The organism is Streptomyces drozdowiczii (assembly GCF_026167665.1).
GTDB lineage: Bacteria > Actinomycetota > Actinomycetes > Streptomycetales > Streptomycetaceae > Streptomyces > Streptomyces drozdowiczii_A.
The window spans coordinates 2,210,400-2,234,729 of the sequence record NZ_CP098740.1; the positions used below are offsets into that span (position 1 = coordinate 2,210,400).

The 24,330-nt window shown below is 73.0% G+C and carries 19 protein-coding genes and 2 pseudogenes; 16 read left to right on the plus strand and 5 right to left on the minus strand.

Translation table 11 applies throughout. The features are described 5' to 3' along the window. Nucleotides 1–126 precede the first annotated feature (126 nt). Nucleotides 127–978: an EcsC family protein gene (locus NEH16_RS09760; protein WP_265541096.1), complete on the minus strand. Its 852-nt coding sequence runs from the start codon at nt 976–978 to the stop codon at nt 127–129. Nucleotides 979–1,232: 254 nt separating this feature from the next. Here NEH16_RS09760 and NEH16_RS09765 point away from each other — a divergent pair, with 254 nt between their 5' ends. Together NEH16_RS09765 and NEH16_RS09770 are read left to right on the plus strand one after the other, a co-directional pair. Next, a complete protein-coding gene (locus NEH16_RS09765) occupies nt 1,233–2,027 on the plus strand; it encodes a helix-turn-helix domain-containing protein (RefSeq protein ID WP_265541098.1) in 795 nt (264 codons plus the stop codon). Beyond that, nucleotides 2,024–2,269, plus strand: a complete 246-nt coding sequence (locus NEH16_RS09770; protein ID WP_265541100.1) for a DUF397 domain-containing protein — start codon at nt 2,024–2,026, stop codon at nt 2,267–2,269. The genes NEH16_RS09765 and NEH16_RS09770 overlap by 4 nt, the downstream gene beginning before the upstream one ends. A gap of 55 nt (nt 2,270–2,324) precedes the next feature. Here the strand turns inward: NEH16_RS09770 and glyA are convergent, their stop codons facing one another. Then, nucleotides 2,325–3,596 carry a serine hydroxymethyltransferase gene (gene glyA / locus NEH16_RS09775; RefSeq protein WP_265541102.1) on the minus strand — a complete coding sequence of 424 codons (1,272 nt, stop codon included), beginning with the start codon at nt 3,594–3,596 and terminating at the stop codon, nt 2,325–2,327. A gap of 387 nt (nt 3,597–3,983) precedes the next feature. Between glyA and NEH16_RS09780 the strand changes: the two genes are divergently transcribed. Next, the gene (locus tag NEH16_RS09780; RefSeq protein WP_265541104.1) at nt 3,984–5,894 is read left to right on the plus strand and encodes a S53 family peptidase; all 1,911 of its coding nucleotides are present in this window, start codon (nt 3,984–3,986) and stop codon (nt 5,892–5,894) included. A gap of 75 nt (nt 5,895–5,969) precedes the next feature. Here NEH16_RS09780 and NEH16_RS09785 read toward each other — a convergent pair whose 3' ends face one another. Further along, entirely contained in the window at nt 5,970–7,019 is a 1,050-nt protein-coding gene (locus tag NEH16_RS09785; protein ID WP_265541106.1) for a Ku protein, read from the minus strand. Between the two features lie 62 nt (nt 7,020–7,081). Between NEH16_RS09785 and ligD the strand changes: the two genes are divergently transcribed. The 9 genes from ligD to NEH16_RS09830 all read left to right on the plus strand — a co-directional run bounded on the left by ligD (nt 7,082) and on the right by NEH16_RS09830 (nt 17,090). Then, nucleotides 7,082–7,972 (plus strand): non-homologous end-joining DNA ligase, encoded by an 891-nt coding sequence (gene ligD / locus NEH16_RS09790; RefSeq protein ID WP_265541108.1) that lies wholly within the window; start codon nt 7,082–7,084, stop codon nt 7,970–7,972. 146 nt (nt 7,973–8,118) lie between these two features. Next, nucleotides 8,119–10,233: a PBS lyase gene (locus tag NEH16_RS09795; protein ID WP_265541110.1), complete on the plus strand. Its 2,115-nt coding sequence runs from the start codon at nt 8,119–8,121 to the stop codon at nt 10,231–10,233. After that, nucleotides 10,230–10,565, plus strand: a complete 336-nt coding sequence (locus NEH16_RS09800; RefSeq protein ID WP_018102662.1) for a zinc-ribbon domain-containing protein — start codon at nt 10,230–10,232, stop codon at nt 10,563–10,565. The genes NEH16_RS09795 and NEH16_RS09800 overlap by 4 nt, the downstream gene beginning before the upstream one ends. 116 nt (nt 10,566–10,681) lie before the next feature. After that, the gene (locus tag NEH16_RS09805; RefSeq protein WP_265541113.1) at nt 10,682–11,410 is read left to right on the plus strand and encodes a hypothetical protein; all 729 of its coding nucleotides are present in this window, start codon (nt 10,682–10,684) and stop codon (nt 11,408–11,410) included. Continuing rightward, the gene (locus tag NEH16_RS09810; RefSeq protein WP_265541114.1) at nt 11,407–12,720 is read left to right on the plus strand and encodes a sensor histidine kinase; all 1,314 of its coding nucleotides are present in this window, start codon (nt 11,407–11,409) and stop codon (nt 12,718–12,720) included. The genes NEH16_RS09805 and NEH16_RS09810 overlap by 4 nt, the downstream gene beginning before the upstream one ends. Nucleotides 12,721–12,756: 36 nt before the next feature. Beyond that, nucleotides 12,757–14,154, plus strand: a complete 1,398-nt coding sequence (locus tag NEH16_RS09815) for an FtsW/RodA/SpoVE family cell cycle protein (protein ID WP_265541116.1) — start codon at nt 12,757–12,759, stop codon at nt 14,152–14,154. After that, nucleotides 14,151–15,608 (plus strand): penicillin-binding transpeptidase domain-containing protein, encoded by a 1,458-nt coding sequence (locus NEH16_RS09820; protein ID WP_265541118.1) that lies wholly within the window; start codon nt 14,151–14,153, stop codon nt 15,606–15,608. Before NEH16_RS09815 ends, NEH16_RS09820 begins: the two co-directional genes overlap by 4 nt. A gap of 4 nt (nt 15,609–15,612) precedes the next feature. Continuing rightward, nucleotides 15,613–16,707, plus strand: coding sequence for an amidase family protein (locus tag NEH16_RS09825; protein WP_265541120.1), 1,095 nt, complete (start codon nt 15,613–15,615; stop codon nt 16,705–16,707). A gap of 77 nt (nt 16,708–16,784) precedes the next feature. Beyond that, complete coding sequence (locus NEH16_RS09830; protein WP_265541122.1) at nt 16,785–17,090, plus strand: SCO0607 family lipoprotein; 306 nt, start codon at nt 16,785–16,787, stop codon at nt 17,088–17,090. A gap of 7 nt (nt 17,091–17,097) precedes the next feature. Here NEH16_RS09830 and NEH16_RS09835 read toward each other — a convergent pair whose 3' ends face one another. Further along, a complete protein-coding gene (locus NEH16_RS09835; protein ID WP_265541124.1) occupies nt 17,098–17,967 on the minus strand; it encodes a hypothetical protein in 870 nt (289 codons plus the stop codon). 76 nt (nt 17,968–18,043) lie between these two features. Next, nucleotides 18,044–19,153, minus strand: a complete 1,110-nt coding sequence (locus NEH16_RS09840; RefSeq protein WP_265541126.1) for a ferritin-like domain-containing protein — start codon at nt 19,151–19,153, stop codon at nt 18,044–18,046. A 177-nt stretch (nt 19,154–19,330) separates the two neighbouring features. On the opposite strand from NEH16_RS09840, the gene NEH16_RS09845 reads away from it, so the two are divergent. The 4 genes and pseudogenes from NEH16_RS09845 (at nt 19,331) to NEH16_RS33860 (ending at nt 24,267) form a co-directional block, all read left to right on the plus strand. After that, nucleotides 19,331–20,266 (plus strand): AurF N-oxygenase family protein, encoded by a 936-nt coding sequence (locus NEH16_RS09845; RefSeq protein WP_265541127.1) that lies wholly within the window; start codon nt 19,331–19,333, stop codon nt 20,264–20,266. A gap of 26 nt (nt 20,267–20,292) precedes the next feature. Then, nucleotides 20,293–21,044 (plus strand): annotated as a pseudogene (locus tag NEH16_RS09850) (TetR/AcrR family transcriptional regulator). A gap of 17 nt (nt 21,045–21,061) precedes the next feature. Continuing rightward, entirely contained in the window at nt 21,062–21,346 is a 285-nt protein-coding gene (locus tag NEH16_RS09855; protein WP_265541129.1) for a hypothetical protein, read from the plus strand. A gap of 228 nt (nt 21,347–21,574) precedes the next feature. After that, nucleotides 21,575–24,267 (plus strand): annotated as a pseudogene (locus NEH16_RS33860) (PQQ-binding-like beta-propeller repeat protein). Nucleotides 24,268–24,330: the final 63 nt, after the last annotated feature.

The window sequence follows — 24,330 nt, forward strand, 5'->3', positions numbered from 1 at the left end:
TTTTGCCTTTCCCGCTTTTCCCGCCGGATGAAGAACACCGCTCGGGTCTCGGCCCCCGAAGCTCGAACGCCACCCGGACACATCGCCCGGGACCTGAGATCCGAGACCCGAGATCCGAGCGGGCGATCACTCCTCCACTTCCTTCCGGCGCCGCACGAGCCGCCAATCCCGGCCCTGCTTGGGGACGTTCACCTCGTCCGCGTCCCGTACGACCTCTCCCACGATGACCTGGCCGGTCGGCTCGGCTATCTCCAGACCGGAGAGGTGCTTCTTGAGCCGCTTCGACATGGGGAGGAAGGTCGCCAGGGTGAACGTGCCGGACACTGCCGCGCCGACGACGGGAACTGCCTTCGAGACCGACTTGGCGAACGTCTGCTTCGTCATCTTGACGCCGAGGTGCGCGGCGACCTTCTTCACCACCGGGTAGACGACACCCTTCGTCAGCGCCTTCTGCGGCAGCTTCTTGGCGACCTCCTTGGACAGCGCCTCCGCCACCTTCCCCACGGCGGCGTTCGCGGACTGGGTCCCGAACATCACCCCGAAGAAGAGCGTGAGCACGCTCCTGGTCGCGTCGTCGAGATCGTCCTCGCCGGAGAACAGGTCGGGCCAGCTGTAGAGATAGGCGAGCTTCTGCGCGATGCGGAGCATGTGACCGACGTACTGGGCGAGGTCGGCCGGCACGGTGGCGGGCATGGCGAGGAGGCCGGGAAGACCGGTGGCTGCGGATATCGCGCTCACCTTGGCGGTCTCGTAGCGGATCGACTCGTTCGCCACGCGGTCCAGGACATCGAGGGGTATCCCCGCCGCCGCCGGAGTCTCCTCCGTCGCCCTGCGTATGTCCTCCTCCGAGCAGTGACGGCGCAGGGCCGTCCGGAGGTACGCGTCCCGGTCGATCCGTACGCCCGGAAGCTTCGCCGCAGCGGCGAGGAGAGCCGAGAACCGTGACTCCGCGTTCTCGCTCGTTTTGTCCATGTCCATGGCGGGAACGTACACGCGGTCGAAGCCGCGCGCGGGGCTTCGCACACAGAGGCGAAGAATCCCGCTCCCACCAGCCCTGCAACGCGTACGCAGTGTCAGCGTACGCGCACGAGGAGTGGACAGTACGACGCCCGCGCCCCGACCATGACTTCGAGTCAGAAGCGGTACGGCGGGGTGCGGCGCGAAAGGTGGGCACAGTGGCCTACGGGAATTCGGGAGCGGCGGGCGGTTCGGAACCGGAGGCGTCGGACAGCATGCGCACCTTCGGCGCGGTTGTCCATGCCTTACGCGAACACGCCGGCCTGACCCGCGAGGCGTTCGGCGCGCTCGTCGGCTACTCGAAGCACACGATCGCCTCCATCGAGCAGGGCCGCCGGATGCCGGAGCCCGGCTTCGTGCAGAGCGCGGAGCCCGTGCTCGGCAACACGGGCGCTCTGCGGAAGGCCGCGCCGTATCTGACCCGGCAAGCCGGGCTGGCGAACTGGTTCGTGCAGTGGGCGCGCCTCGAAGCGACGGCGATCAGTCTCTACACGTACGAATGCCGGGTGATCCCTGGTTTGTTGCAGACCGAGGCGTACGCGCGTGCCATCTCGCTCGACGTGCCGCCCCTGCCGGACCCGGAAGAGCTGGAACAGCGCATCGCGGCGCGGATGGCCCGGCAGGAACTGCTGTCCGTCAACCGAAAGCCTCCGACCGCGTTCAGCTTCATCGTGGAGCAGTCGGTCCTGGAGCGGCACACAGGCGGGGACGAGGTGACCCGTGAACTCCTCGACCACCTCATCGAGTTGATCGAGGGCAACTGGAACGTGGAGTTTCAGATCATGCCCACGCGACGGGTAACGCACGCGGGGACCGATGGACCCGTGCAACTGGTCGAGACACCGGAGCATCGCTGGTTCGCGTACTCGGAAGGACAGCAGAACGGGCGGCTGATCTCCGATCCGAAAGAGATCAGCATCCTTCAGCAGCGCTATGCCAAACTTCGCTCACAGGCCCTAACTCCCGAGGACTCCTTGGGCCTGCTGAAGCGAATGCGAGGAGCGCTATGAGCACGTCCGGCCTGACCTGGTTCAAGAGCAGTTACAGCGGCTCCCAGGGGGACAGCTGCGTCGAGGTGGCAATGGACTGGCACAAGTCGACCTACAGCGGCTCAGAGGGGGACAGCTGCGTCGAGGTCGCTACCTGCCCCACAGCCGTCCACGTCCGGGACTCGAAGGACCAGTTCAGCCCCGAACTCGCCCTCTCGCCCACCGCCTGGGGCGAGTTCGTCGCGTACGCCGTCCAGGGCTGAGCCACACGACAGTGCCCCGCACCGGCCGGTGCGGGGCACTGTCGTGTGTGGCGGCTCAGGCGACCGGCAGGCCCGGTGCCGGGTACGCGTCCATCAGGTCCTTCACTTCCGCGCGCACCTTTCCGATCGTGTCCTCGTCGCCCGTGATCACGCGGTCGATCCAGTCCGCGATCCTGGCCATCTCCGAGACGGGGACGCCCCGGGACGTCAGCGCGGGCGTGCCGAGGCGGATGCCCGAGGGGTCGAACGGCTTGCGGGGGTCGTACGGGACCGCGTTGTAGTTGGCGACGATGCCCGCCCGGTCCAGGGCCTTCGCCGCCGGTTTGCCGGGGACGCCCTTGGCCGTGAGGTCCACCAGCAGCAGGTGGTTGTCGGTGCCGCCCGAGACCAGGTCGTAGCCCCGGGCCGCCAACTCCTCGCCCAGCGCGCGGGCGTTGGCCACCACCGCGTGGGCGTACGCGCGGAATTCCGGGGTGGCCGCCTCCTTCAGCGCAACGCCGATCGCGGCCGTGGTCTGGTTGTGCGGGCCGCCCTGGAGGCCGGGGAAGACGGCGCGGTCCAGGGCGCGGGCGTGCTCGGCGCGGCTGAGGAGCATCGCGCCGCGCGGGCCGCGCAGGGTCTTGTGGGTGGTCGTGGAGACGACGTCCACGTACGGCGCGGGCGAGGGGTGGGCGCCGCCCGCGACCAGGCCCGCGATGTGGGCGATGTCCGCCACCAGGACCGCGCCCACCTCGCGGGCGATCTCCGCGAAGCCCGCGAAGTCGATCTCGCGGGGCACGGCGGTGCCGCCGCAGAAGATGAGCTTCGGCCGCTCGGCGAGGGCCAGGTCGCGGACCTCGTCCAGATCGACGCGGCCGGTGTCGCGGCGCACGCCGTACTGGACGCCGTTGAACCAGGTGCCGGTGGCGGAGACGCCCCAGCCGTGCGTGAGGTGGCCGCCCATGGGCAGCGACATGCCGAGCACGGTGTCGCCGGGCTTGAGGAAGGCCAGGTAGACGGCGAGGTTGGCCGGGGAGCCGGAGTACGGCTGGACGTTGGCGTGGTCCATGGCGAAGAGGGCCTTGGCGCGCTCGGCGGTCAGGGTCTCGACCTGGTCGATGACCTGCTGGCCCTCGTAGTAGCGCTTCCCCGGGTAGCCCTCGGAGTACTTGTTCTGGAGCACGGTGCCGGACGCTTCGAGCACGGCGGCGGAGACGTAGTTCTCGCTGGGGATCAGGCGCAGGGTGTCCGCCTGGAGCTGCTCCTCGGCGGCCACGAGGGCGGCGAGTTCGGGGTCGGTCGTCGCCAGGGCGGGGTGGCGGGGCTGTGCGGGTACGGACGCGGTCACGGGTTCCTCCCGGGTCGGTCGCATCGCTGCGGCGTGGACCCGGATGCCCAGGCGGACGGCTCTCCGGCATGACGCCCCCGGGCACGCCCGGGGTGTGCCGCTCCCTCGTGGTCGATTCCACTGAGCACCCCGCGTGGGAGGCGCGCGCCAGTCGCGGCCCTCCGTACCTTACCGGGCGGCGGCGTTCGGAGGCGGGCTGAACCGGACCGCGCCCGAACGCACTTGGCCGAGTCTTGGTCAATGCATGCCCCCTGCATGAAGGGTTCCTCGCCAGAGTGGCGCATTACATGTGCACTTCATTCGGCACATGCTCCGTACGCGAGACCCACATCGCAGGGGGTTGTTGTTTTGATATTCAGCCGCGCCGGACGACGCGCCGGGCTGAGCATGGCAGTGACACTGCCGCTGCTCGCCGGGGCGCTCGCCCTCGGGATGCCCGATGCCAGTGCCGATGCCGGACACGGGAGCCGGGACGCGTTGCAGGGCACCAAACCGGCCTGGGCCACCGCCTCGGCCGACCAGGGCGCCGCGTCCGACAGCACGAAGGTGTCCGTGCGGGTGCACCTGGCGGGCCGGGACGCGAAGGGCCTCGCCGCCTACGCCGCCGCCGTGTCGGACCCGGACTCGTCCTCGTACGGGAAGTTCCTGAGCCCCGCGCAGGCGCAGGCCCGGTTCGGGGCCACCCCGGAGCAGATCGAGCGGGTCAGGCAGTGGCTGGAGGCCGGTGGGCTGACCGTCACCGGGGCGAACCAGCACTACGTCTCGGCCACCGGTGACGTCGCCGCCGCCGAGAAGGCGTTCTCCACCCAGCTGCGCAACTACCGCAAGGGCGGGCGCACTTACCGCGCCCCGTCCACCACCGCCTCCGTCCCCGCCGGGCTGGGCGACGCCGTGCTCGCCGTGTCCGGTCTGGACAACGCCCCGCACACCGCCCGCCACGACGACGTGCTGCCGCCGCCGGACGCGGTGTTCCGCAACTCCGGCCCGTTCTCCTCGTACTTCGGGTCGAAGACGGCCTCCTCGCTGCCGAAGGCGTACGGGTCGAAGGCGCCGTACGCGGTCAAGGGCTACACCGGCAAGCAGCTGCGCGCCGCGTACGGGGCCGGGGACTACACCGGCAAGGGGGTGACCGTCGCCATCACCGACGCGTACGCCTCCCCCACCATCGCGAAGGACGCCGCCGCGTACGCGAAGCGCAACGGTGACGCGGCCTACAAGCGCGGCCAGTTGAGCCAGGTGCTCCCCAAGGAGTACACGAAGACCGAGGAGTGCGGCGCTTCCGGCTGGTACGGCGAGGAGACCCTCGACGTCGAGGCCGTGCACGCGGTCGCGCCCGCCGCCGACATCGTGTACGTGGGCGGCGCGTCCTGCTACGACAACGACCTGCTGGACTCGCTGAACAAGGTCGTCGACCACCACCTCGCGGACATCGTCTCCAACTCCTGGGGCGATGTGGAGGCCAACCAGACGCCTGACCTGGCGCTCGCCTACGACCATGTGTTCCAGATGGGCGCGATCGAGGGCATCGGCTTCTACTTCTCCTCCGGTGACGCGGGCGACAACGTCGACTCGACCGGCACCAAGCAGATCGACGTCCCGTCCAACTCGGCCTGGGTGACCTCGGTCGGCGGCACCGCGCTGGCGGTCGGCAAGCACGACAAGTACCTCTGGGAGACCGGCTGGGGCACGCTCAACGCCCCGCTGGCGAAGAACGGCCGCAGCTGGGAAGGGTTCCCCGGCGCGTACACCTCGGGCGCGGGCGGCGGCACCAGCTCCACCGTGAAGCAGCCGTTCTACCAGCGCGGGATCGTGCCGGACTCGCTGGCGCGGGCGAACGGGAAGACCCGGATGCGCACCGCCCCGGACATCGCGGCCGTCGCGGACCCGAACACCGGCTTCCTGGTCGGGCAGACCCAGACCCTGCCCGACGGTTCGCTCGGCTACGACGAGTACCGCATCGGCGGCACCTCGCTGGCGGCCCCGGTCATCGCGGGCATCCAGGCCCTGGCGCAGCAGGCCCAGCACGGCCGGCCGATCGGTTTCGCCAACCCGGCGATCTACGCCCGCTACCACTCGAAGGCGTACCACGACGTGACCGACCACCCGCTGGGCGCGCACCGTGACCTGGCGGTCGTCCGGGTGGACTACGTCAACGGCGTCGACGCGGCGGACGGTCTGCGGACCACCGTGCGCAGCCTGGGCAAGGACGCCTCGCTGGCGGCCGTGCGCGGCTACGACGACGTGACCGGCGTCGGCACCCCGGCCGCCGGTTATGTGAGCTCCTACCGCCGGCGCTGACCGCCCGGCGCTGGGACGAGGCGTGGGGCCGGACACCTGTTGCGGTGGACCGGCCCCACGTCCATTCGTACGGCCTCAGGCCGATGCTCGCTTCCGGGACGCCGTGCTCTTCGAGCCCGTCTTCTTCGCCGTCGTCTTCTTGGCGGCCGTCTTCTTCGCGGTGCTCTTGGTGGCCGTCTTCTTGGCCGCCTGCTTGCCCGTACCGCTCGACGTGGACTTCTTGCCGCCGGTGGACTTCGGGGAGGAGGCGGTCTTCTTGGCGGCGCCGGACGCCTTCTTGTCGTCGCCGGACGCCTTGCGGTCGGCGAGGTGCGTGACGTCCGCCACGGACTCCTCGCCCTCCTCGCCCCGGGCCTCCTTCGCGGCCTTGACGCTGCTCTCCAGGGCGGCGAGCAGATCGATGACCTTGCCGCCCCCCTTCGCGCCCTTCTCCGCCGGTTCCGGCGCCTCGCCCGACGCCTTCGCGGCGACCAGCTCCTCGACCGCCTCCCGGTAGTCGTCGTGCAGCGAGTCCATGTCGACCTCGCCGAGGGTGTCCATCAGGGCGTCCGCGAGGTCCAGCTCCGCGTCGCGCACCGTCACGTCGGACTCCGGGGCGACGCCCTCGGGGGCCCGGATCTCGTCCGGCCAGAGCAGCCCGTGCATGGCGATCACGTCATCCACGACCCGGAGCATGCCGAGCCGCTCGCGCCCGCGCAGCGCGTACTTGGCGAGGGCCACCTTGCGGCTCCGCTTCAGGGCCTCGCGCAGCAGGGTGTACGGCTTGGCGGCCGGTACGCCGTTGGCGGAGAGGTAGTAGGCCGCGTCCATCTGGAGCGGGTCGATCGCGTCGGCCGGGACGAAGGCCACGATCTCGATGGTCTTCGCGGTGGGCAGCGGCAACTGGCTCAGATCCTCGTCGGTGATCGGGATCATCGTGCCGTCGGCGTCCTCGTACGCCTTGCCGATCTCGGCGGACGTCACCTCCTCGCCGTCCAGCTCGCACACCTTGCGGTAGCGGATGCGCCCGCCGTCCTCGACGTGGATCTGCCGGAACGAGATCGAGTGGTTCTCGGTGGCGTTGACCAGCTTGATCGGGATGCTGACCAGCCCGAAGGAGATGGCGCCGTTCCAGATGGATCTCACCGGTTCACCCCTTGCATCCGTAGATACGGAGAAAGATGCGTTTTGCGTGTGATTCTTATCGTATGACGCCGATCACCGAGGTGGAGGGGCGACGGCTGTCCCTGAGCAATCTGGACAAGGTGCTGTATCCGGCCACCGGCACCACCAAGGGCGAGGTGCTGCACTATTACGCGGCCACGGCGGCCGGGGTGCTGCTCCCGCATCTGCGGGACCGGCCGGTGTCCTTCCTGCGCTATCCGGACGGTCCGGAGGGCCAGCTGTTCTTCACCAAGAACCCGCCGCCCGGTACTCCGTCCTGGGTACGCCGGGCCCCGGTGCCGCACCGCGAGAGCGAGCCGTCCGAACAGGTGGTCGTGGAGGATCTGGCCTCGCTGATGTGGGCCGCCAACCTCGTCGTGGAGTTCCACACCCCGCAGTGGCGGGCGGAGACCCCCGCGGTGGCCGACCGGCTGGTCTTCGACCTGGACCCGGGGGCGCCCGCCACGGTCGTCGAGTGCTGCCGGGTCGCGCTGTGGCTGCGGGAGCGGCTGGCCGACGACGGCCTCACGGCGTACGGGAAGACCTCGGGCGCCAAGGGCCTGCATCTGCTGGTCCCGATCGTCCCGACGGACTCGGCGGCGGTGTCGGCGTACGCGAAGGGCCTCGCCGTCCGTGCGGAGAAGGAGCTGGCGGACCTGGTGGTGCACCGGATGCGGAAGGCGCTGCGGCCGGGCAAGGTCTTCGTCGACTTCAGCCAGAACGCCGCCGCGAAGACCACCGCCACGCCCTACACCCTGCGCGCCCGCGCCGAGCCGGCCGTCTCGGCGCCGGTCACCTGGGCGGAGATCGAGGGCTGCCGCTCCCCCGCCGATCTGGTCTTCCTGGCGGACGGCATGACGGCACGGCTCGACCGGCACGGCGATCTGCTGGCCCCGCTGTGCGACCCGGAAGCGGGACGGCCGCTTCCGGCCTGACCGTACGCCGCCCCGCCCATACCGTACGCACGCGACTCTTGTCATGTCTCAGGGCAAATGCGCGCCGCACATGGTCGGATCGTCCGAGCCGTGGTGCACACTCTGCGCAGACACTGCGTGTGTGACGTCGGCGGGGAGGCGATGGCGTGTTCGCGGGGATCGAAGAGGTCGACTGGGCCTCGATGGAACATGCCTACGGACCGGCGGACGACGTGCCGGCGCTGCTGCGGGGGCTGGCCTCCGCCGACCCGGCGGAGCGCGAACGGGCGCTGGACGGGATGTACGGGGCGGTGCACCACCAGGGCGACGTCTATCCGTGCACGCTGGCCTGCATCCCCTTCCTCTTCGAGCTGGTCGCCGACCCCTGGGTGCCCGATCGGGGCGACATAGTCGAGTTACTGACCAGCATCGGCGGCATCGACCTCGGCAAGGACGACGAGGAGGAACTCGACGAGGACGAGGCGGAGGGCGCCGCCAATTTCGCGATGGCCGCGGCGGCCGTCTCCGCCGGTGCCGAGGTCTTCTTCGCGCTGCTGGCCGACGAGGACCCCGGCGTACGGCTCAGCGCCCCGCTCGCGCTGGCCGCCCTGCACGACGAGCCGGCCAGGGTGCTGGCCCTGCTGCGGGCGCGGCTGGCGGCGGAGCGGAACGAGGAGGTGCGGCTCGCCCTGATCGAGGCGGCGGGACGGCTCGCCCTGCGCCACCGGCCGCTGGCCGCTCCGGTCGCCGACTGGCTCGGCCGACTGGCGGGCGACGCGGGTTCGCCGGGACTGCGGCTGGCGGCCCTGGCGCAGCTGGCGCGCTGCGCCCCGGGGGCGCTGCCCGGCGATGTGGTGCCCGTGGTCACCGGCCTGCTGGGCCAGCTGCGCCCCTCGCCCTCCGGCCCCGGCGCCACCCGGGCGCGCCCCGTCGAACCGCCGGGGCCGGGCGCCGAGACCGCCCCGGCGACCCTGCGGGGGCAGGTGCAGGCGCTGTCCGCCGAGGAGACGGCGGGGCGGGCCGCGCCCTGGACCGCCGATCTGCTGCGCACCCTGCACGCCGGGCTCGACGACCGGGTCGCCGAGCGGGCGGCCCTCCTGGCCGACCAGCTGAGGAGCCCCGCCCCCTGGCAGCGCCTCGACGCGGTCCGCATGAGCGACCGGCTGATCGGCGGCTGGCGGGGCTCGTACGCGGAGCTGGTGCGGCTGCTGGGCGAGCAGCTGGCCGCGCCCGAGCCGAGGCTCGCGGAGGCCGCCTCGCAGCTGCTGGAGGGGCTGTACGGGCTGGCCGCCCCGGCGGCGGACGCGCTGGCGGAGCGGGTGGCGGCGGACCCCGGGGCCTGGGTGCGGTCCGGGCCGGACGGGCGGGCCCGGCTGGGCAGCGCGGTGACGGCCCTGGCCCGGCTCGGTGACCCGCGCGCCCTGCCGGCCCTGAGCGCCGCCCTCGCCCATCCCCTGGTGCCGGCCGAGGTGGAGTCCGGGATCGTCCGGCTCGGCGAGGCGGCCCGGCCGCTGGCCGGTGCGCTGCGGCAGCGGCTGGGTGAGGCGGTGCTCGGCGAGGGGGCGTACGACCGGGCGGGACCGCTGCTGGGCGCGCTGACCGCGCTCCGGGCGGGCGAGGCGGCCCCGGAGGTGCTGCGGGTGCTGCGCGGGGCCCAGGAGCCCGGGAGCGACCTGCTGCGGACGGCGGCGCTGCGGGCGCTCGCCGCCTTCGGGCCCGCCGCGCGCTGCGCCGTACCGGAGCTGCGGGCGCTGCTGCGGCGGACCGGCACGGTGGAGGCGGCGGAGGCGGCGGGCGCGCTGTGGGCGGTGGAGGGGGACGCCGACGCGGTCCTGCCCGCGCTGCTCGCGGGGCTGGCCGCCTGGGACGTGGGCGCGCGGCACGCCGCCGTGGGCGTGGTGGGGCGGCTCGGCGGCCGGGCGGCGGCGGGCGCGACCCCGCTGCGGGAGCTGCTGCGCGACGGCAACCTGTGGTTGCGGGTGGACGCGGCGGCCGCTCTGTGGGAGGTTTCCGGTCGTGCCGAGGAGTCCGTCCCGGTGCTGCTGGCCGCCTGGGAGCAGAACCACCGGGTCCGGGTCCGGGTGGCGGAATGCCTGGCGCGGACGAGGGCCGCTGGTGCAGGGTCGGACGCGGCGCGTGTGCTGCTCGCCGAGCTGACCTCCGTACGCCGTCACAACGCGCCGGAAGGCGCCTACGGCAGCCACGACACGTACACCGACGAAAAGCTGCTGGCGCTCTGCCGCCGGGCGCTCCCGGGGAACACGGGGAAGGAACCGACATGATCATTTTCGGCACGCGAGGATATCTGTACCAGCTGGCGATCCTGACGCTGGTCTGCGGCTGGTGCGGGAACCCGGCGGCGCACACGCTGCGCAAGCGGGTCACGAAGTTCACGCTGTTCTTCGTGCCGCTGTTCCCGATCTCCACCTCGTACGCCACGCAGTGCACGTTCTGCGGCGGCGAGCAGCGGATACCCAAGGACCAGGCCGAGCAGCTGCTCGCCCAGCAGATGGCCTCGCAGGGCGGCAACCCGTACGGCCAGGCGCCGCAGCAGGGTTACGCGCCGGGCGCCTCGGGGCCTTCGGGTCAGGGGCAGAACCCGTACCAGCAGTAGTCCGCGCCACCCTGACCGGGCATCAGCACTAAATACACATAAGAGACTTCCTTCCGCATAAGGTCGGCAGGGCCGGTCCGTCCGCCCGCCCGCCCCCGCCGGAAACGGAGGAAGTCATGCGTCTGCGGCTGCCCGTCCTGGCGACCCTGGGCGCCGTGCTGCTGGCCGGCTGCGGCACCGGCGGGGAGCTGCGGAGCGCCGGGCGGACGCCACCCGCGAACGGCCCGGTGCGGCTGTGGCCGACGCTCCCGCCGGCCTCCGCCGCCCCCTACGACTACGGCGAGGGCGAGACCGCGCGCATCCCCGGCATCCGGGTCACCGGCGGCGACGTGCGCCGGCTCGACCCGGTGGCGGTGGTCCGGGCGGGCCTGAAGGTGCCGCCCGAACGGGCCGGGGAGGGCGGTGAGCTGCCGGCCGGGACGGTGAAGCTGGTCGAAGCCTGCCGGTCGGTGCCCCGGAACTGCCCGGTGCTGCCGCCGTACTTCCGGGACCTCACGGGCGACGGCCGGGACGAGATGGTCCTCGCGGTCCGGATGCCCGGCCGCCAGCTCTCCGTACGGGTCTACATGCCGGAGTCCGGCGGGCTGACCCGGATCATGTCCACCTCGGACGCGGTCCTCAGCGTTCAGCTGGCCGGGCGGGACCTCATCATGCGGGCGCCGTCGGCGATCACGGGGTACGAGTACCGCACGGCCTGGTCCTGGGACGGCCGGCAGCGCGCGATGCTGCCGACGCAGGACGAGATCCTGCGCACCCGGGACGGCGGGCGGCGGACACCGGTGCCGCGCCCCTCCGCCCCGCGCTCGCCCCGGCCCACGGCCTCCCTGTCGGCGGAGCGCCGGTGAGCCGCCGGGCGGAGGCGCCCAGACGGCGCGCGCGACCGCGGCTCCCGGCCTGGACGGCGACGCTGACGTGGAAGGCCGCGGTGTTCATCACCGTGATGTGCTGCGTGCTCGCCGCGCTCCTCGGCGTCCTGGTGCACACCGCGGTCACCCGGCAGACCGTGGGCCACGCCCGCGAGAAGTCCCTCGCCCGGCTGACGGAGGTGTCCCGCGCGTACGAGGCGGGCGAGGCGCTGCCGCCGCGTTCCGGGGTCGATCCGCCGGGGCTGCCGGGGCCGTTGCGGGGGCTGGCGGCGGGCGGGCGGCGCGGCACGATGGTCGGCAGGTTCCTCGGGCGGCCGGTGATGTGGGCGGCGGCCCCGGCGGACGGCGGGCGCGCGCTGGCGGCCTGGACCGACTACAGCCAGAGCGCCCGCACCATCAACGGCCTGGACGGGGCGATCATCGGCTCCTCGGTGCTGGCGATCGGCGCCACGCTGCTGGTCGGCGCCTTCGCGGTCACCCGGGTCACCCGGCGGCTGCACCAGACCGCGCGGGTGGCCCGGCGGATCGGCGCGGGCGACCTGGACGCCCGGGTGGACGACCCGCGCACGGCGGACCCGTCGCGGCGGCAGGACGAGGTCGCCGTGGTCGCCGGGGCGCTCGACACCATGGCCTCGGCGCTCCAGCGCAAGCTCCAGGCGGAGCAGCGGTTCACCGCGGACGTGGCGCACGAGCTGCGGACCCCGCTCACCGGCCTGTCCGCCGCCGCCGAGCTGCTGCCGCCGGGCCGCCCGGCCGAGCTGGTGCAGGACCGGGCCCGGGCCCTGCGCGCCCTGACCGAGGACCTGTTGGAGATCTCGCGGCTGGACGCCCGGACCGAGCACGTCGACCTGGACGCCCACGAACTGCCCCCGCTCGCCGCCCGGGTGGCGCAGGGCACCGACACCCGGGTCGAGGTCACCGGGGAGCCCGTGCGCGTCGAGACGGACCGGCGGCGCCTGGAACGCGTCCTGGGCAACCTCATCAGCAACGCCCACCGGCACGGCAGGCCGCCCGTGGTGCTCACCGTCGACGGGCCCGTGGTGACCGTGCGGGACCACGGCGACGGCTTCCCGGAGTACCTGACGGCGGGCGGCCCGCAGCGCTTCCGCACCGAGGGCGGCGGCAAGGGGCACGGCCTCGGGCTGACCATCGCGGCCGGCCAGGCCGAGGTGATGGGCGCGGTGCTCACCTTCGGGAACGCGCCGGACGGCGGGGCGGTGGCCCGGCTGACGCTGCCCCGGTACACGGGCCCGGACGGCGAGGAGCCGCCCGTACGCGCCGCGACATAACCGACATAACACCCGCGTCTTGCTACGTTGCGGGGCATGACCGCATCGACGGCGGACGCACCCCCGCCCGAGCTGCGCCTGCCCCGGCGGCGCGGCGTGGAACTCTCGCTCCTCATCGGGGCCGTCCTGATCTCCGTCTACGGCTACGCCGCGGTCGGGCTCGCGCACGACGACGCGGTCCCGCCCGACGTCGCGGGCTACGGCGGCGGCCTCGGGCTGCTGGCGCTGCTCGCGCACCTCGCGGTACGGCTCCGCGCCCCGTACGCCGATCCGCTGCTGCTGCCGATCGCCGTCCTGCTCAACGGGATCGGGCTGGTGCTGATCTACCGGCTCGACCTGGAGACCCCGGGCGACCGGGCGGCGACGACGCAGCTGATCTGGTCCACGATCGGCGTCGCGTTCTTCATCGCGGTCGTGGTCTTCCTGCGCGACCACCGGTTCCTCCAGCGGTACGCGTACGTGTCGATGGCGGCCGCGCTGGTCCTGATGATCGTGCCGATCTTCTTCCCGGCGGTGAACGGGGCGAAGATCTGGATCAGGGTCGGCGGCTTCTCCTTCCAGCCCGGCGAGTTCGCCAAGATCCTGCTCGCGGTGTTCTTCGCCGCGTACCTCGCGGCGAACAGCAACGCCCTCGCGTACACCGGCCGCAAGGTCTGGAAATTCCAGCTGCCCACCGGGCGGGTGCTCGGCCCGATCGTGGCGATCTGGCTGCTCAGCGTCGGCGTGCTGGTCCTGGAACGCGACCTCGGCACCTCGCTGCTGTTCTTCGGCCTCTTCGTGATCCTGCTGTACGTGGCGACCGGGCGGCGCGGCTGGATCGCGGTGGGGCTGCTGCTCGCGGCGGTCGGCGCATTCGTCGTGGGCTCGTTCGAACCGCATGTGCACAGCCGGGTGCAGGACTGGCTCGATCCGTTCGCCTCGATCGACGCCGGACGCGGTCCCGGCCAGCTCGCCCAGTCGCTGTTCGCCTTCGCGGCCGGCGGGATGCTCGGTACGGGGCTGGGGCTCGGCCACTCCGTGCTCATCGGGTTCGCCGCGAAGTCCGACTTCATCCTGGCGACGGCGGGCGAGGAGCTGGGGTACGCCGGGCTGACCGCGCTCTTCCTGCTGTACGCGCTGCTGGTGGCGCGCGGCTTCCGGGCCGGGCTCGCGCTGCGCGACGCCTTCGGGAGGCTGCTCTCGATCGGCCTCGCCTCGATCCTGGCGCTCCAGGTCTTCGTGATCGCGGGCGGGGTGATGGGGCTGATCCCGCTGACCGGGATGGCGATGCCGTTCCTGGCGCAGGGCGGCTCGTCCGTGGTCACCAACTGGATCATCGTGGCGCTGCTGATCCGGGTCAGCGATCTCGCGCGCAGGCCCGCGCCGGACGAGGTGGAGACGGGGGTGGTGGCGTCGGTCCCGGCGGCGCTCCCCGGTGCGGAGGACGAGCGGTGATCCGCTACATCCGGCACGCCGCCGCGTTCTGCCTGCTGCTGCTCGTGGCGCTGCTGGCCAACGCGGCCCGGGTCCAGGTCTTCGAGGCCGACGCGCTGGACGACAACCCGGCCAACCGGCGCAACACCATCGCCCGCTACGACCAGGCACGCGGCAACATCCTGGTCGACGGGCGGCCCGTCACCGGCTCCAAGAACACCGGCGAACAGCTCGCGTACGAGCGGACCTACCGCTACGGGCCGCTGTACGCGCCGGTGACCGGCTACGCCTCGCAGACGTACGGCACCACCCTCATCGAGAACGCCGAGGACGGCATCCTCGCCGGCACCGACCCGCTGCTCGCCCCGCTCCCCCTGTGGGGCGAGGTGAGCCGGACCCAGCAGCCGGGCGGGGACGTCGTGACCACGGTCCGGGACGGGATGCAGCGCGCCGCGTACGAGGGGCTGGGCAACCGGCGGGGCGCGGTCGCCGCCGTCGAACCGGCGACCGGGCGCATCCTGGCCCTGGTCTCGACCCCCTCGTACGACCCCGAGCGGCTGTCCGGGACCGGCTCCTCCGTCACGGACGCCTGGCGGGAGCTGAACGACGCGGAGAGCCGGCCCATGCTCAACCGGGCGATCCGGCAGACCTATCCGCCCGGCTCCACGTTCAAGATCGTGACGGCGGCGGCAGCGCTGGACGCGGAGGTCGTCACCGATCCGGACGAGGAGACCGACACCCCGTCCCCGTACGTCCTGCCGGGCACCTCGACCGTGCTGCCCAACGAGTCGCGCGGCTGCGAGAAGGCGTCCCTCGCGGACGCGATCCGGGTCTCCTGCAACACCGTGATGGCGCACCTCGGGGTCGAGGTCGGGCTCGACGGGATGGTGGACGCGGCCGAGCGGTTCGGCTTCAACGACACCGGGCTGAAGATCCCGTCCGGGGTGGCGAAGAGCAACTTCGACACGGAGATGAGCGACGACCAGCTGGCGCAGTCCTCGATCGGCCAGTTCGACACCACCGCGACCCCGCTCCAGATGGCGATGGTCGCGGCGGCCGTCGCCAACGGCGGCGAGCTGATGTACCCGCACCTGGTGGAGCGGACGACCAAGCACGACGGGGCCACGGTCCGCACCACGGGCTCGACGTCGTACCACCGGGCGATGAACCCGATGACGGCGACGCAGCTGCGGCAGATGATGGTCGACGTCGTCCAGGACGGTACGGGCACGAACGCGGCGATCGACGGGGCGACGGTCGGCGGCAAGACCGGCACCGCCCAGCACGGGGTGGACAACTCCGACCTGCCGTATGCCTGGTTCATCTCCTGGGCGCAGGCCGACGGCGCGGCGCGTCCCGCCGTGGCGGTCGCCGTGGTCGTGGAGGACGCCGAGGCCGACCGCGCCGACATCAGCGGCGGCGGCAGCGCGGCCCCGATCGCCCGTGCCGTGATGGAAGCGGCCCTGGAAGACTGAGCCCATGGCCGATTCCGGGGAACTGCGCGAGGTGCTGGCCTCGATCGACCGCGAGGACCGGGGGCTCCGCGCCTTCCTCGACGTCTGGCCCGAGGACGCGCTCGCCCGGCTCCCGGCCGCGTCCCGCCTCCCGCTGGCCGGGCTCCCCTTCGCCGTGAAGGGCCCCACCGGCCTGCGTTCGTACGCGGCGCGGCGGCTGATCGCGGCGGGCGGTGTCCCGGTCGGCTCGACCTCCGTGCCCGGCCCGGGGACGCCCTGGCAGACGTGGGGCCTCGGGCGGCACGGCCGCACGGTCAACCCCTGGCGCCCGGACCGGACTCCGGGCGGTTCGTCGGCGGGCTCGGCGGCGGCGGTCGCGGCGGGCCTGGTGCCGCTGGCGACGGGCAGCGACGGGGCGGGGTCGGTGCGCATCCCGGCCGCCTGGTGCGGGGTGTTCGGCCTGAAGACGACGAACGGGCTGCTGCCCTCGCCGGACCGGTCCGGGCTCGCCTCGGCCGGGGTGCTGGCGGCGTCGGCGGCGGAGGCGGAGACGTATCTGCGCTGCGTCCTTGACGGGTACGCGTGTGTGTCGCCGGCGCTGCCGCTGTCCGCCGCCTACAGCCCGGACCTGGGCTTCGCGGAGACCGAGCCGGAGGTGGCGGCGGTGGTGCGGGGCGCGGTGCGGCGGCTGGAGGCGGCCGGGGTCGTGCGGCTCAGCGGGGGCCTCGATCTGCTGGACCCCGCGGCGGCCTGGTTCGCGGCGCGGGGCGGGGACGTACGGCCGCCGGAGGCGGAGCTGCGCGCGGAGAACGACCGCCGCCTGGACGCCTTCTTCGCCCGGACGCCGCTGCTCCTGACCCCGGTCACGCCCAACCGCCCGCACGGCCACGAGGGTCCGGGCGACGCTTTCTCGACGGCGCTGACCTGGGCGTTCAACCTGAGCGGACATCCGGCGGCGAGCGTCCCGGCCGGGTTCACCGGGGACGGCTGCCCGGTGGGGCTGCAACTCGTGGCCGCCCGGGGGCGGGACGCGGAACTCCTGGGCGCGGCGCGGGTGGTGGAGCGGGCGCTGTGGGGGCCGGGTGCGCCATTCGCACAGGTACACGGACCTCGTGGATGAGTACGTGTACTCAGGGCGGCCCGAGGCCCGGAAAGGCAGCCTGGACCCCGACAGCCACCCCCTGAAGGAGTGCCACGATGCGTACGACCAGTCGTCCCCGCCCGCTGCGGGCCACCGCCGCCCTCGCCGCCTGCGGGGCGGTGTTCGCGCTGCTCACGTCCGCCTGCTCGACGGCGGACGCGGTCTGCTCCGGCGGCGAGTATCCGGTGCTGTACGTCGGCAGCACCGGCAGCGCGTGCGTGAAGGACGGCGAGGAGCCGCCCAAGGGGTACGCCCGCTACCCCGAGGGCAAGGTCCCGAAGCATGTGGACGACAAGTGGTGGACGTACTGGAACGAGCACAGCCTCGACAAGGACGGGAACATCATCGAGGTCTCGCAGTAACGGCCGGTCAGCCGGCCGCCCCCGCCCCGATCGGCTGCCGCATCTCCTTGCGGACCTGGGCGGCCTGGCGGGCCGCCTCCGCGAGGTCGACCTTGTCCGGGTCCTGGAGCGCGGTCTCCTCGGTGACGACCGCGACGAAGGAGGCGGTGTTGTCGTCGCCCCAGGCGCACATGGGCAGCGTGCTGGTGACGCCCCCGTCCTCGGAGCGGACGACCTCGCAGGCGACGGTGATCCCGTAGCCGGCCGGTGTGAACTCCCGCGCGGGCACCGCCACGGTCATCCCCTCGGCCTCGGCGGCCCCCTTGAGGATCGTGTCGCGGGAGAACTCGGGCTTCTTGATGCGCCCCCACATCCCGGAGACGATCAGCGTCCCGCCGTCCTCGGAGGTGTACTGCGTGACCACGGCCTTGGGGTCGCGGACGGTCGGGTCGTACGTCTCCTCGATGTCCTTGCCGTCCGTCGCCGAGGTGTCGGCCTGGAGGGTGTAGTCGCCCTCCAGGAGCGTCTTCGGCACGGTGAGCCTGTACTCGGCCGCCGGGAATCCGTCGGACCCGCCGGACCCGCCGGACCCGCCGGACCCGCCGGACACCGGCAGCTTGTCGTCGGCCTTGTCCCCCAGCTGTACGACGCCGAAGACGACGCCGCCCGCCACCAGGAGCGCCCCGGCGACGACCGCCACGATCACCCCGGGCCGCGTCCGCCGGCCCGGCGGGAACCCGGGCCCGCCGGGCGGAGGAGCCCCCCACGGCTGGGGCCCGGCGCCCTGCGGGGCTCCCCAGGGCTGCTGCTGGGCGTACGGGTTGGGCTGGGGCTGGGGCGGGCCGTAGGGGCCCTGGGGCGCACCGTAAGGGCCCTGCGGCGGCGGGGGCATGCTCATGCCGCACAAGCTACGGCATGGACGCGCGCGCCCTCCACGGCCGGTGCCGGGTCCGGACCGCGTTCACGGGCCGCCGTCAGGCTCCCGCCCCGCCCTGGGCGATCGCCTCGGCCACCTCCGCCACCCTCGCCCGCTCCTCCGCCTCGAAGCGGTCCTTGTCGAGCTGTTCGGCGATCTCCTCGTCCTGGGCCATGAGCAGGTCGAGGCTGGAGTCGCCGAGTTCGAGCACGCCCATGTCGACGTACGCCTTCTGGAGCCGTTCGCCCCAGAGGCCGATGTCCTTGACGCACGGGACGATGCGGCTGAACAGCAGCTTGCGGAAGAGCTGAAGGAATTCGGAGTGCTCGCTGAGTTCCTTCGCCTCCTGCCTGCCGACGCCGAAGTTCTCCAGGACCTCGACCCCGCTGAGCCGGTCGCGCATCAGGTAGCAGCCCTCGATGACGAACTCCTCGCGCTCGCGCCGTTCCGCGTCGCTGAGCTGCTTGTAGTAGTCGCGCAGCGCCATCCGCCCGAAGGCGACGTGGCGGGCCTCGTCCTGCATGACGTAGGCGAGTATCTGCTTGGGCAGCGGCTTGGTGGTGGTGTCCCGGATCATGCCGAACGCGGCCAGCGCCAGGCCCTCGATGAGGACCTGCATCCCGAGGTAGGGCATGTCCCAGCGGGAGTCGCGCAGGGTGTCGCCGAGGAGGCCCTGGAGGCTGTGGTTGACCGGGTAGAGCATCCCGATCTTCTCGTGCAGGAAACGGCCGTAGATCTCCGCGTGCCGGGCCTCGTCCATGGCCTGGGTCGCGGAGTAGAACTTGGCGTCCAGGTCGGGGACGGCCTCCACGATGCGGGCGGCGCAGATCATCGCGCCCTGCTCGCCGTGCAGGAACTGGCTGAACTGCCAGGAGGTGTAGTGCTGCCGCAGCTCGCCCCGGTCCTTCTCGGTCATCCGCGCCCAGTGCGGGGTGCCGTACAGCGTCAGGGCCTCGTCGGGGGTGCCGAGCGGGTCGGCGGGGTCGACCTCCAGGCTCCAGTCGATGCGCTTGTTGCCGTCCCACTGCTTGTCCTTGCCCTTCTGGTACAGGGCGAGGAGGCGCTCGCGGCCGTCGTCGTAGTCCCAGCTGAAGCGGGCGGCGCCGGTGGCGGGCACGGTCCACAGCGGTTCCTCGGGGGCGGTGGTGTAGAGGTCGTGGGTCGACACGGACGGCTCCTTCGCCTCGCGACTGCCGGGAAGTCGGCGGGCTCCCCGCTCAGTTGGCAGGTTCACACGTTGGTAGACGCGCGGTCAACAAGTCGCGCGCAAGGGATTGACGGCCTTGCTGACAAGCAGTCTCATAATGGGTGACCGTCGGTAACCCATGGGTGAGGTGCCTCCGCGATGACGACCGTGACCGAAAGCGACTTGCAGAAACTCCGCGACGCACTCGGCCCGTTGCGCGGCCGCGAGCAGATCGCCGAACGGCTCCTGGAGGCGTCCGCCAAGCACTCCTTCGACCCCGACAAGGAGCTGGACTGGGACGCGCCGCCGGAGGACGGCAAGTGGTTCTGGCCGCCCGAGCTGGTCTCGCTCTACGACACTCCGCTGTGGCAGCGGATGTCGCACGACCAGCGGCAGGAGCTGGCCCGGCACGAGGCCGCGTCCCTCGCCTCGCTCGGCATCTGGTTCGAGATCATCCTCATGCAGCTGCTCGTACGGCACGTCTACGACAAGCCCCCGACCAGCAACCACGTCCGCTACGCGCTCACCGAGATCGCCGACGAGTGCCGGCACTCGATGATGTTCGGCCGCATGATCACCTGGGGCGGCGGCCCCACGTACACCGTGCCGCGCCGCTACCACAACATGGCGCGCATCCTGAAGAGCGTGTCCACGACGCCCGGTTCGTTCGCCGGGACGCTCCTCGGCGAGGAGATCCTCGACTGGATGCAGCGGCTGACCTTCCCCGACGAGCGCGTCCAGCCCCTGGTGCGCGGGGTGACCCGCATCCACGTCATCGAGGAGGCGCGGCACGTCCGCTACGCCCGCGAGGAGCTGCGCCGCCAGATGGTGACCGCGCCCCGCTGGGAACGCGAACTGGCCCGCGTCAGCTCGGGACAGGCCGCCCGCGTCTTCTCCGTCTGCTTCATCAACCCGCAGGTCTACGAGAACGTCGGGCTGAACCGCCACGAGGCGGTCGCCCAGGTGAAGGCCAGCGGACACCGCGCGGAGGTCATGCAGACCGGCGCCAAGCGGCTGACCGACTTCTTCGAGGACATCGGCGTCCTGAACGGGGTGGGGCGCAGGCTCTGGAAGAGCTCGGGCCTGCTGGCGTGAGGGCGGTCCCCCTTAGGCTGGGTGTCATGACCCCAGCCGCCACCGCGCCGCCCGGCCGTGCGTACCGAAGACTCAGCGTCGAGGAGCGCCGCACCCAGCTGCTCGGCGCGGCCCTCACGCTCTTCGCGCACCGGCCCCCGACGAGGTCTCGCTGGACGAGGTCGCGACGGTGGCCGGGGTGTCCCGCCCGCTGGTGTACCGCTACTTCCCGGGCGGGCGGCAGCAGTTGTACGAGGCGGCGCTCCGCTCGGCCGCCGAGCAGCTGAAGCTGTGCTTCGCGGAGCCGGCCGAGGGCCCGCCGACCGAGCGGGTCACCCGCGTCCTCGACCGCTATCTGGCCTTCGTGGACGAGCACGACGCCGGCTTCAGCGCCCTGCTCCGGGGCGGCAGCGTCGCCGAGACCTCCCGGACGACCACCATCGTGGACGAGGTGCGGCGCGCGGCGGCCGAGCAGATCCTGTTCCACCTGGGCCAGGACGAGCACAGCGAACCCGCGCCCCGCATGAGCATGATGGTGCGCACCTGGATCGCGGCGGTCGAGGCGGCCTCGCTGATCTGGCTGGACGAGGGCAAGCGGCCGGACGCCGCGGAGCTGCGGGACTGGCTGGTCGACCAGTTCATCGGCCTGCTGGCCGTCACCTCGTCCTCGGACCCGCGGACCGCGGCGGCCGTGGCCGCGCTGCTCCCGCTGGAAACCGTGGAGGGCCCGGCCGGGCGGCTGGTGGACCGGCTGGCCCCGCTGACCGCCGTGGCCGCGCATCTGCTGCCGCCGGAGTGATCGGTCAGACTGGCCCGGTGAGAAGCGAGAACACCGCCTTCGTCGGCGGCCCGCTGGACGGCCGGGTCCTGCCCGTCCTGACCGGCGCGACCGGCCACCCGCCCAAGTGGTACGAGGTCCCCGTCCCGGACGCGGCCGGCGGACCGCCCACGGTGTACGCGTACCGCAGGACCCCGGCCGGCCACACGAAGCGGCTCGGCATCCAACGGGGATGGATCTACGCGTACGCCCCCGAGGGCCGCGAGCGGCCCCGCTGGCCGTGGTCGAAGCCGGGCGCCAAGCGCCAGGAACCGCCCCACTAGGGCCTGCCGCCTGGCTGCCGTCGTCGCCCGGAGGGCGGCCGGGCGGTCTGGTGCGTGCGATCGCAAGGCGCCGGAGAGTCCTCGTAGCGGAGCTACTAGGGCTTTTCGGCAACGCCGCGAGCGTGCGTGCCAGGCGTCGCCCGGCAGACGGCAGTCAGGGGGCAGGCCCTAAGATCGAACGTCTGGTCCCTGGGGACGGACGGGGACGGTCACAAGGGGGGATGCGCCATGGAGGCGCCGCGTCAGGACGAGCCACGCCGCTTCGGGCCGTACACCGTGCTGGCCCGCTTGCGCGAGACGGCCGCCGCGGTGCAGTACCTCGCGCGCGGCGCGGACCCCGGCGAACTCGTCGTGGTCACCGCCGCCCGGCCCGGGCTCGCCGCCTCGCCCGCCTACCGCCAGCGCTTCGACGCCGAGGCGCGCCTCGCGGGCCGGCTCGCCGGGGGCTGGGTCGACGGGCCGCTGGAGACCCGCACGGACGGGGCCGACGCGCCCTGGACCGCCGCCGCGTACGTCCCCGCGCTGACGCTGGCGGAGGCCATAGAGGCCGCAGGGCCGCTGCCCGGGCGCGCCGTGCGGATCCTGGGCGCGGGCCTCGCCGAGACCCTGTCCCGGGTCCACGCCACCGGCGCCGTGCTGCACGGCCTCGCGCCCGGGACCGTGCTGCTCGCCGAGGACGGCCCCCGGCTCACCGCGTTCGGCCCGCTGGGCGCGGCGGCCGAGGCGTCGGCCGGTCCGGGCGGCCGGCTCTCCGTACGGCTCGGCTATCTGACCCCGGAACAGCTCGCGGGCGAGGAGGCGGGCCCGGCCTCCGACCTCTTCGTGCTCGGCCTGCTGCTCGCCTACGCGGCGACCGGGACGACCCCGCTGGCGGACGGCCCCCCGGCCGAGGCCGCCGACCGCATCGCGCAGGCCGCCCCGGAGCTGGGCGGGGTCCCCGACGAGCTGCGCGACCTGATCGCCCGCTGCCTGGCGAAGGACCCGTCCGACCGCCCCACGGCGGGCACGGTCGCCGCCGAACTCGCCCTGGAGGGCGCGTCCGCCTCGGCGGCGGGCGACTGGCTCCCGGAGCAGCTCGCGACGGCGGTGGCCGAACAGGGCGCCGAGGCCGGGAGGCTGGCGGATGCGGCGCCCGAGAATTCCGTGTCCATGAAGAACGCGTCTGTGGAGAACCCCGTGTCCGATCAGTATCCGGTGTCCGACGAGAACCCCTCGGGCGGCCGGGGTGCCCATCGCCCGAAGTCGTACGGGGACGTCTGGGACGCCGTCGCGCCCGCGCCCCGGCCGGAGCCCGAGCCCGACATACAGGACGCCGTGCCGCCGCAGCACCAGCCGACGCCGGTGCCCGAGTGGCAGCAGCCGACGTTCGGCGGGGGCGGCACGGTCCCGGACGCGTCCGCCGCCGTCCCGGACACCCGCACCACGCAGCTCGGGGCGATCGGGCAGCCGGGGCAGCCCGCTCCGTGGCCGGACCAGTCCGCGTACGGGTACCCGCAGCAGCCGCAGCCCCGTACCAGCACCAGGCTCCCCAGCCCGTCCCCGTACCGTTGCCGCCCGCGCCCGTCCCGAACGTCGCACCGCCCGCCGAGCCGCGGCGGTCCGGGCCGAGCCGGCGCGGGCTGCTGTTCGGGGTGGTGGGCGGCGCGGCCGGGCTGCTGGTCGGCGGCGGGACGCTGTACGCGCTGACCTCCGGCGACGACGACAAGCCCGGCCCGGACCCGAAGCCGGCGCCGACGTCGGGCGGGCCCAGCGTCGCGGGGGTCGCGCCGACGCCGCGCTGGATCTACAACCACCCGGCGTCCGAGCCGGTCCCGTTGACCGCCGCGCTCGTGAAGGACCGTCTGCTGGTCCTCACCGACGAGAGCCATGTGAGCGCCGTCGACCTGCGCACCGGCCGCCGGCTCTGGGAGAACGCCGACGGTGCCAAGGGCCAGGCCGCCCTGGCGGCGGGCGACGACCTGTGCTTCGTCGCGGGTCCGTCGGAGTTCCTGTGGCTGTCGGCGAAGGACGGCAAGGTCGCCCACCGCGTGGCGTACGCCGACGGCTTCCAGGACGCCCCGGACCTCACGGTGCGTACGCTCGTCGGTTCGGCCGGATCGACCATCTGGTTCACCGGGTCGCACAAGGCCACGGTGAAGGCTCCCGCGCCGAAGAAGGGCGAGAAGCCCGGCAAGGACCGGCAGGTCGTCAAGTCGTACCTGTTCGGCTACGACATCGTGCAGCGCAAGGAGCTGTGGCGGACCCCGGTGCCCAGTGGCCGCGGCCCGATCGCGCCCGTGTTCCGGCTGATCGCGATCCGGCCGGACGCCGTCGTCATACGGCAGGACTACCGGACGCTCGCCCCGGCCGCCCTGAAGGCCGCGAAGAAGAAGGGCGTCTTCCGCAGCTTCGACCGTGAGACCGGCAAGGCGCAGTGGAGCCGCAGGTTCGGGAACGTCGCCCTCGACGGAGCGGCCGTCGGCGACGCGGAGGGCACCCTCTACGCGGCGGACGGCGCCAATCTGCGCGCCTTCGAGACGCCCGCCGGCAAGGCGAAGTGGACGCTGAAGGGCAGCCGCGGCTCCGTCTTCGGGACGTCCCTCCCCTCGGGCGACCTGCTGTACACCACGAACCGCAACCAGGAAGTGGGGGCGCTCGACCCCGAGACCGGGAAGCCGAAGTGGCGCCGGTCCACGGAGGCGGCGGGCGACAAGGCCCCCGTGATCTCCGTCAGCGGCTCCGGCAGCACGGTGCTCGCGGCCGACCCCGGCCAGGTCACCGCCTTCTCCGCCGCCGACGGCAAGCGGCTCTGGAAGTTCCAGGACATCGGCAACCAGGCCCCGGAGGGCGAGACCGTCACGGCCGGCTACCAGGTGCTGGCGTACGACAAGACGGCGATCGTCCGGCGCGGACGCACGGTGTACGCGTTCCCGGTCGCGTGACCCCGTCCGCCGCCTTCCGGGCGAATCCGGAGGGCGGCGGGGGCCGTCACGGCCGTGGCTTCT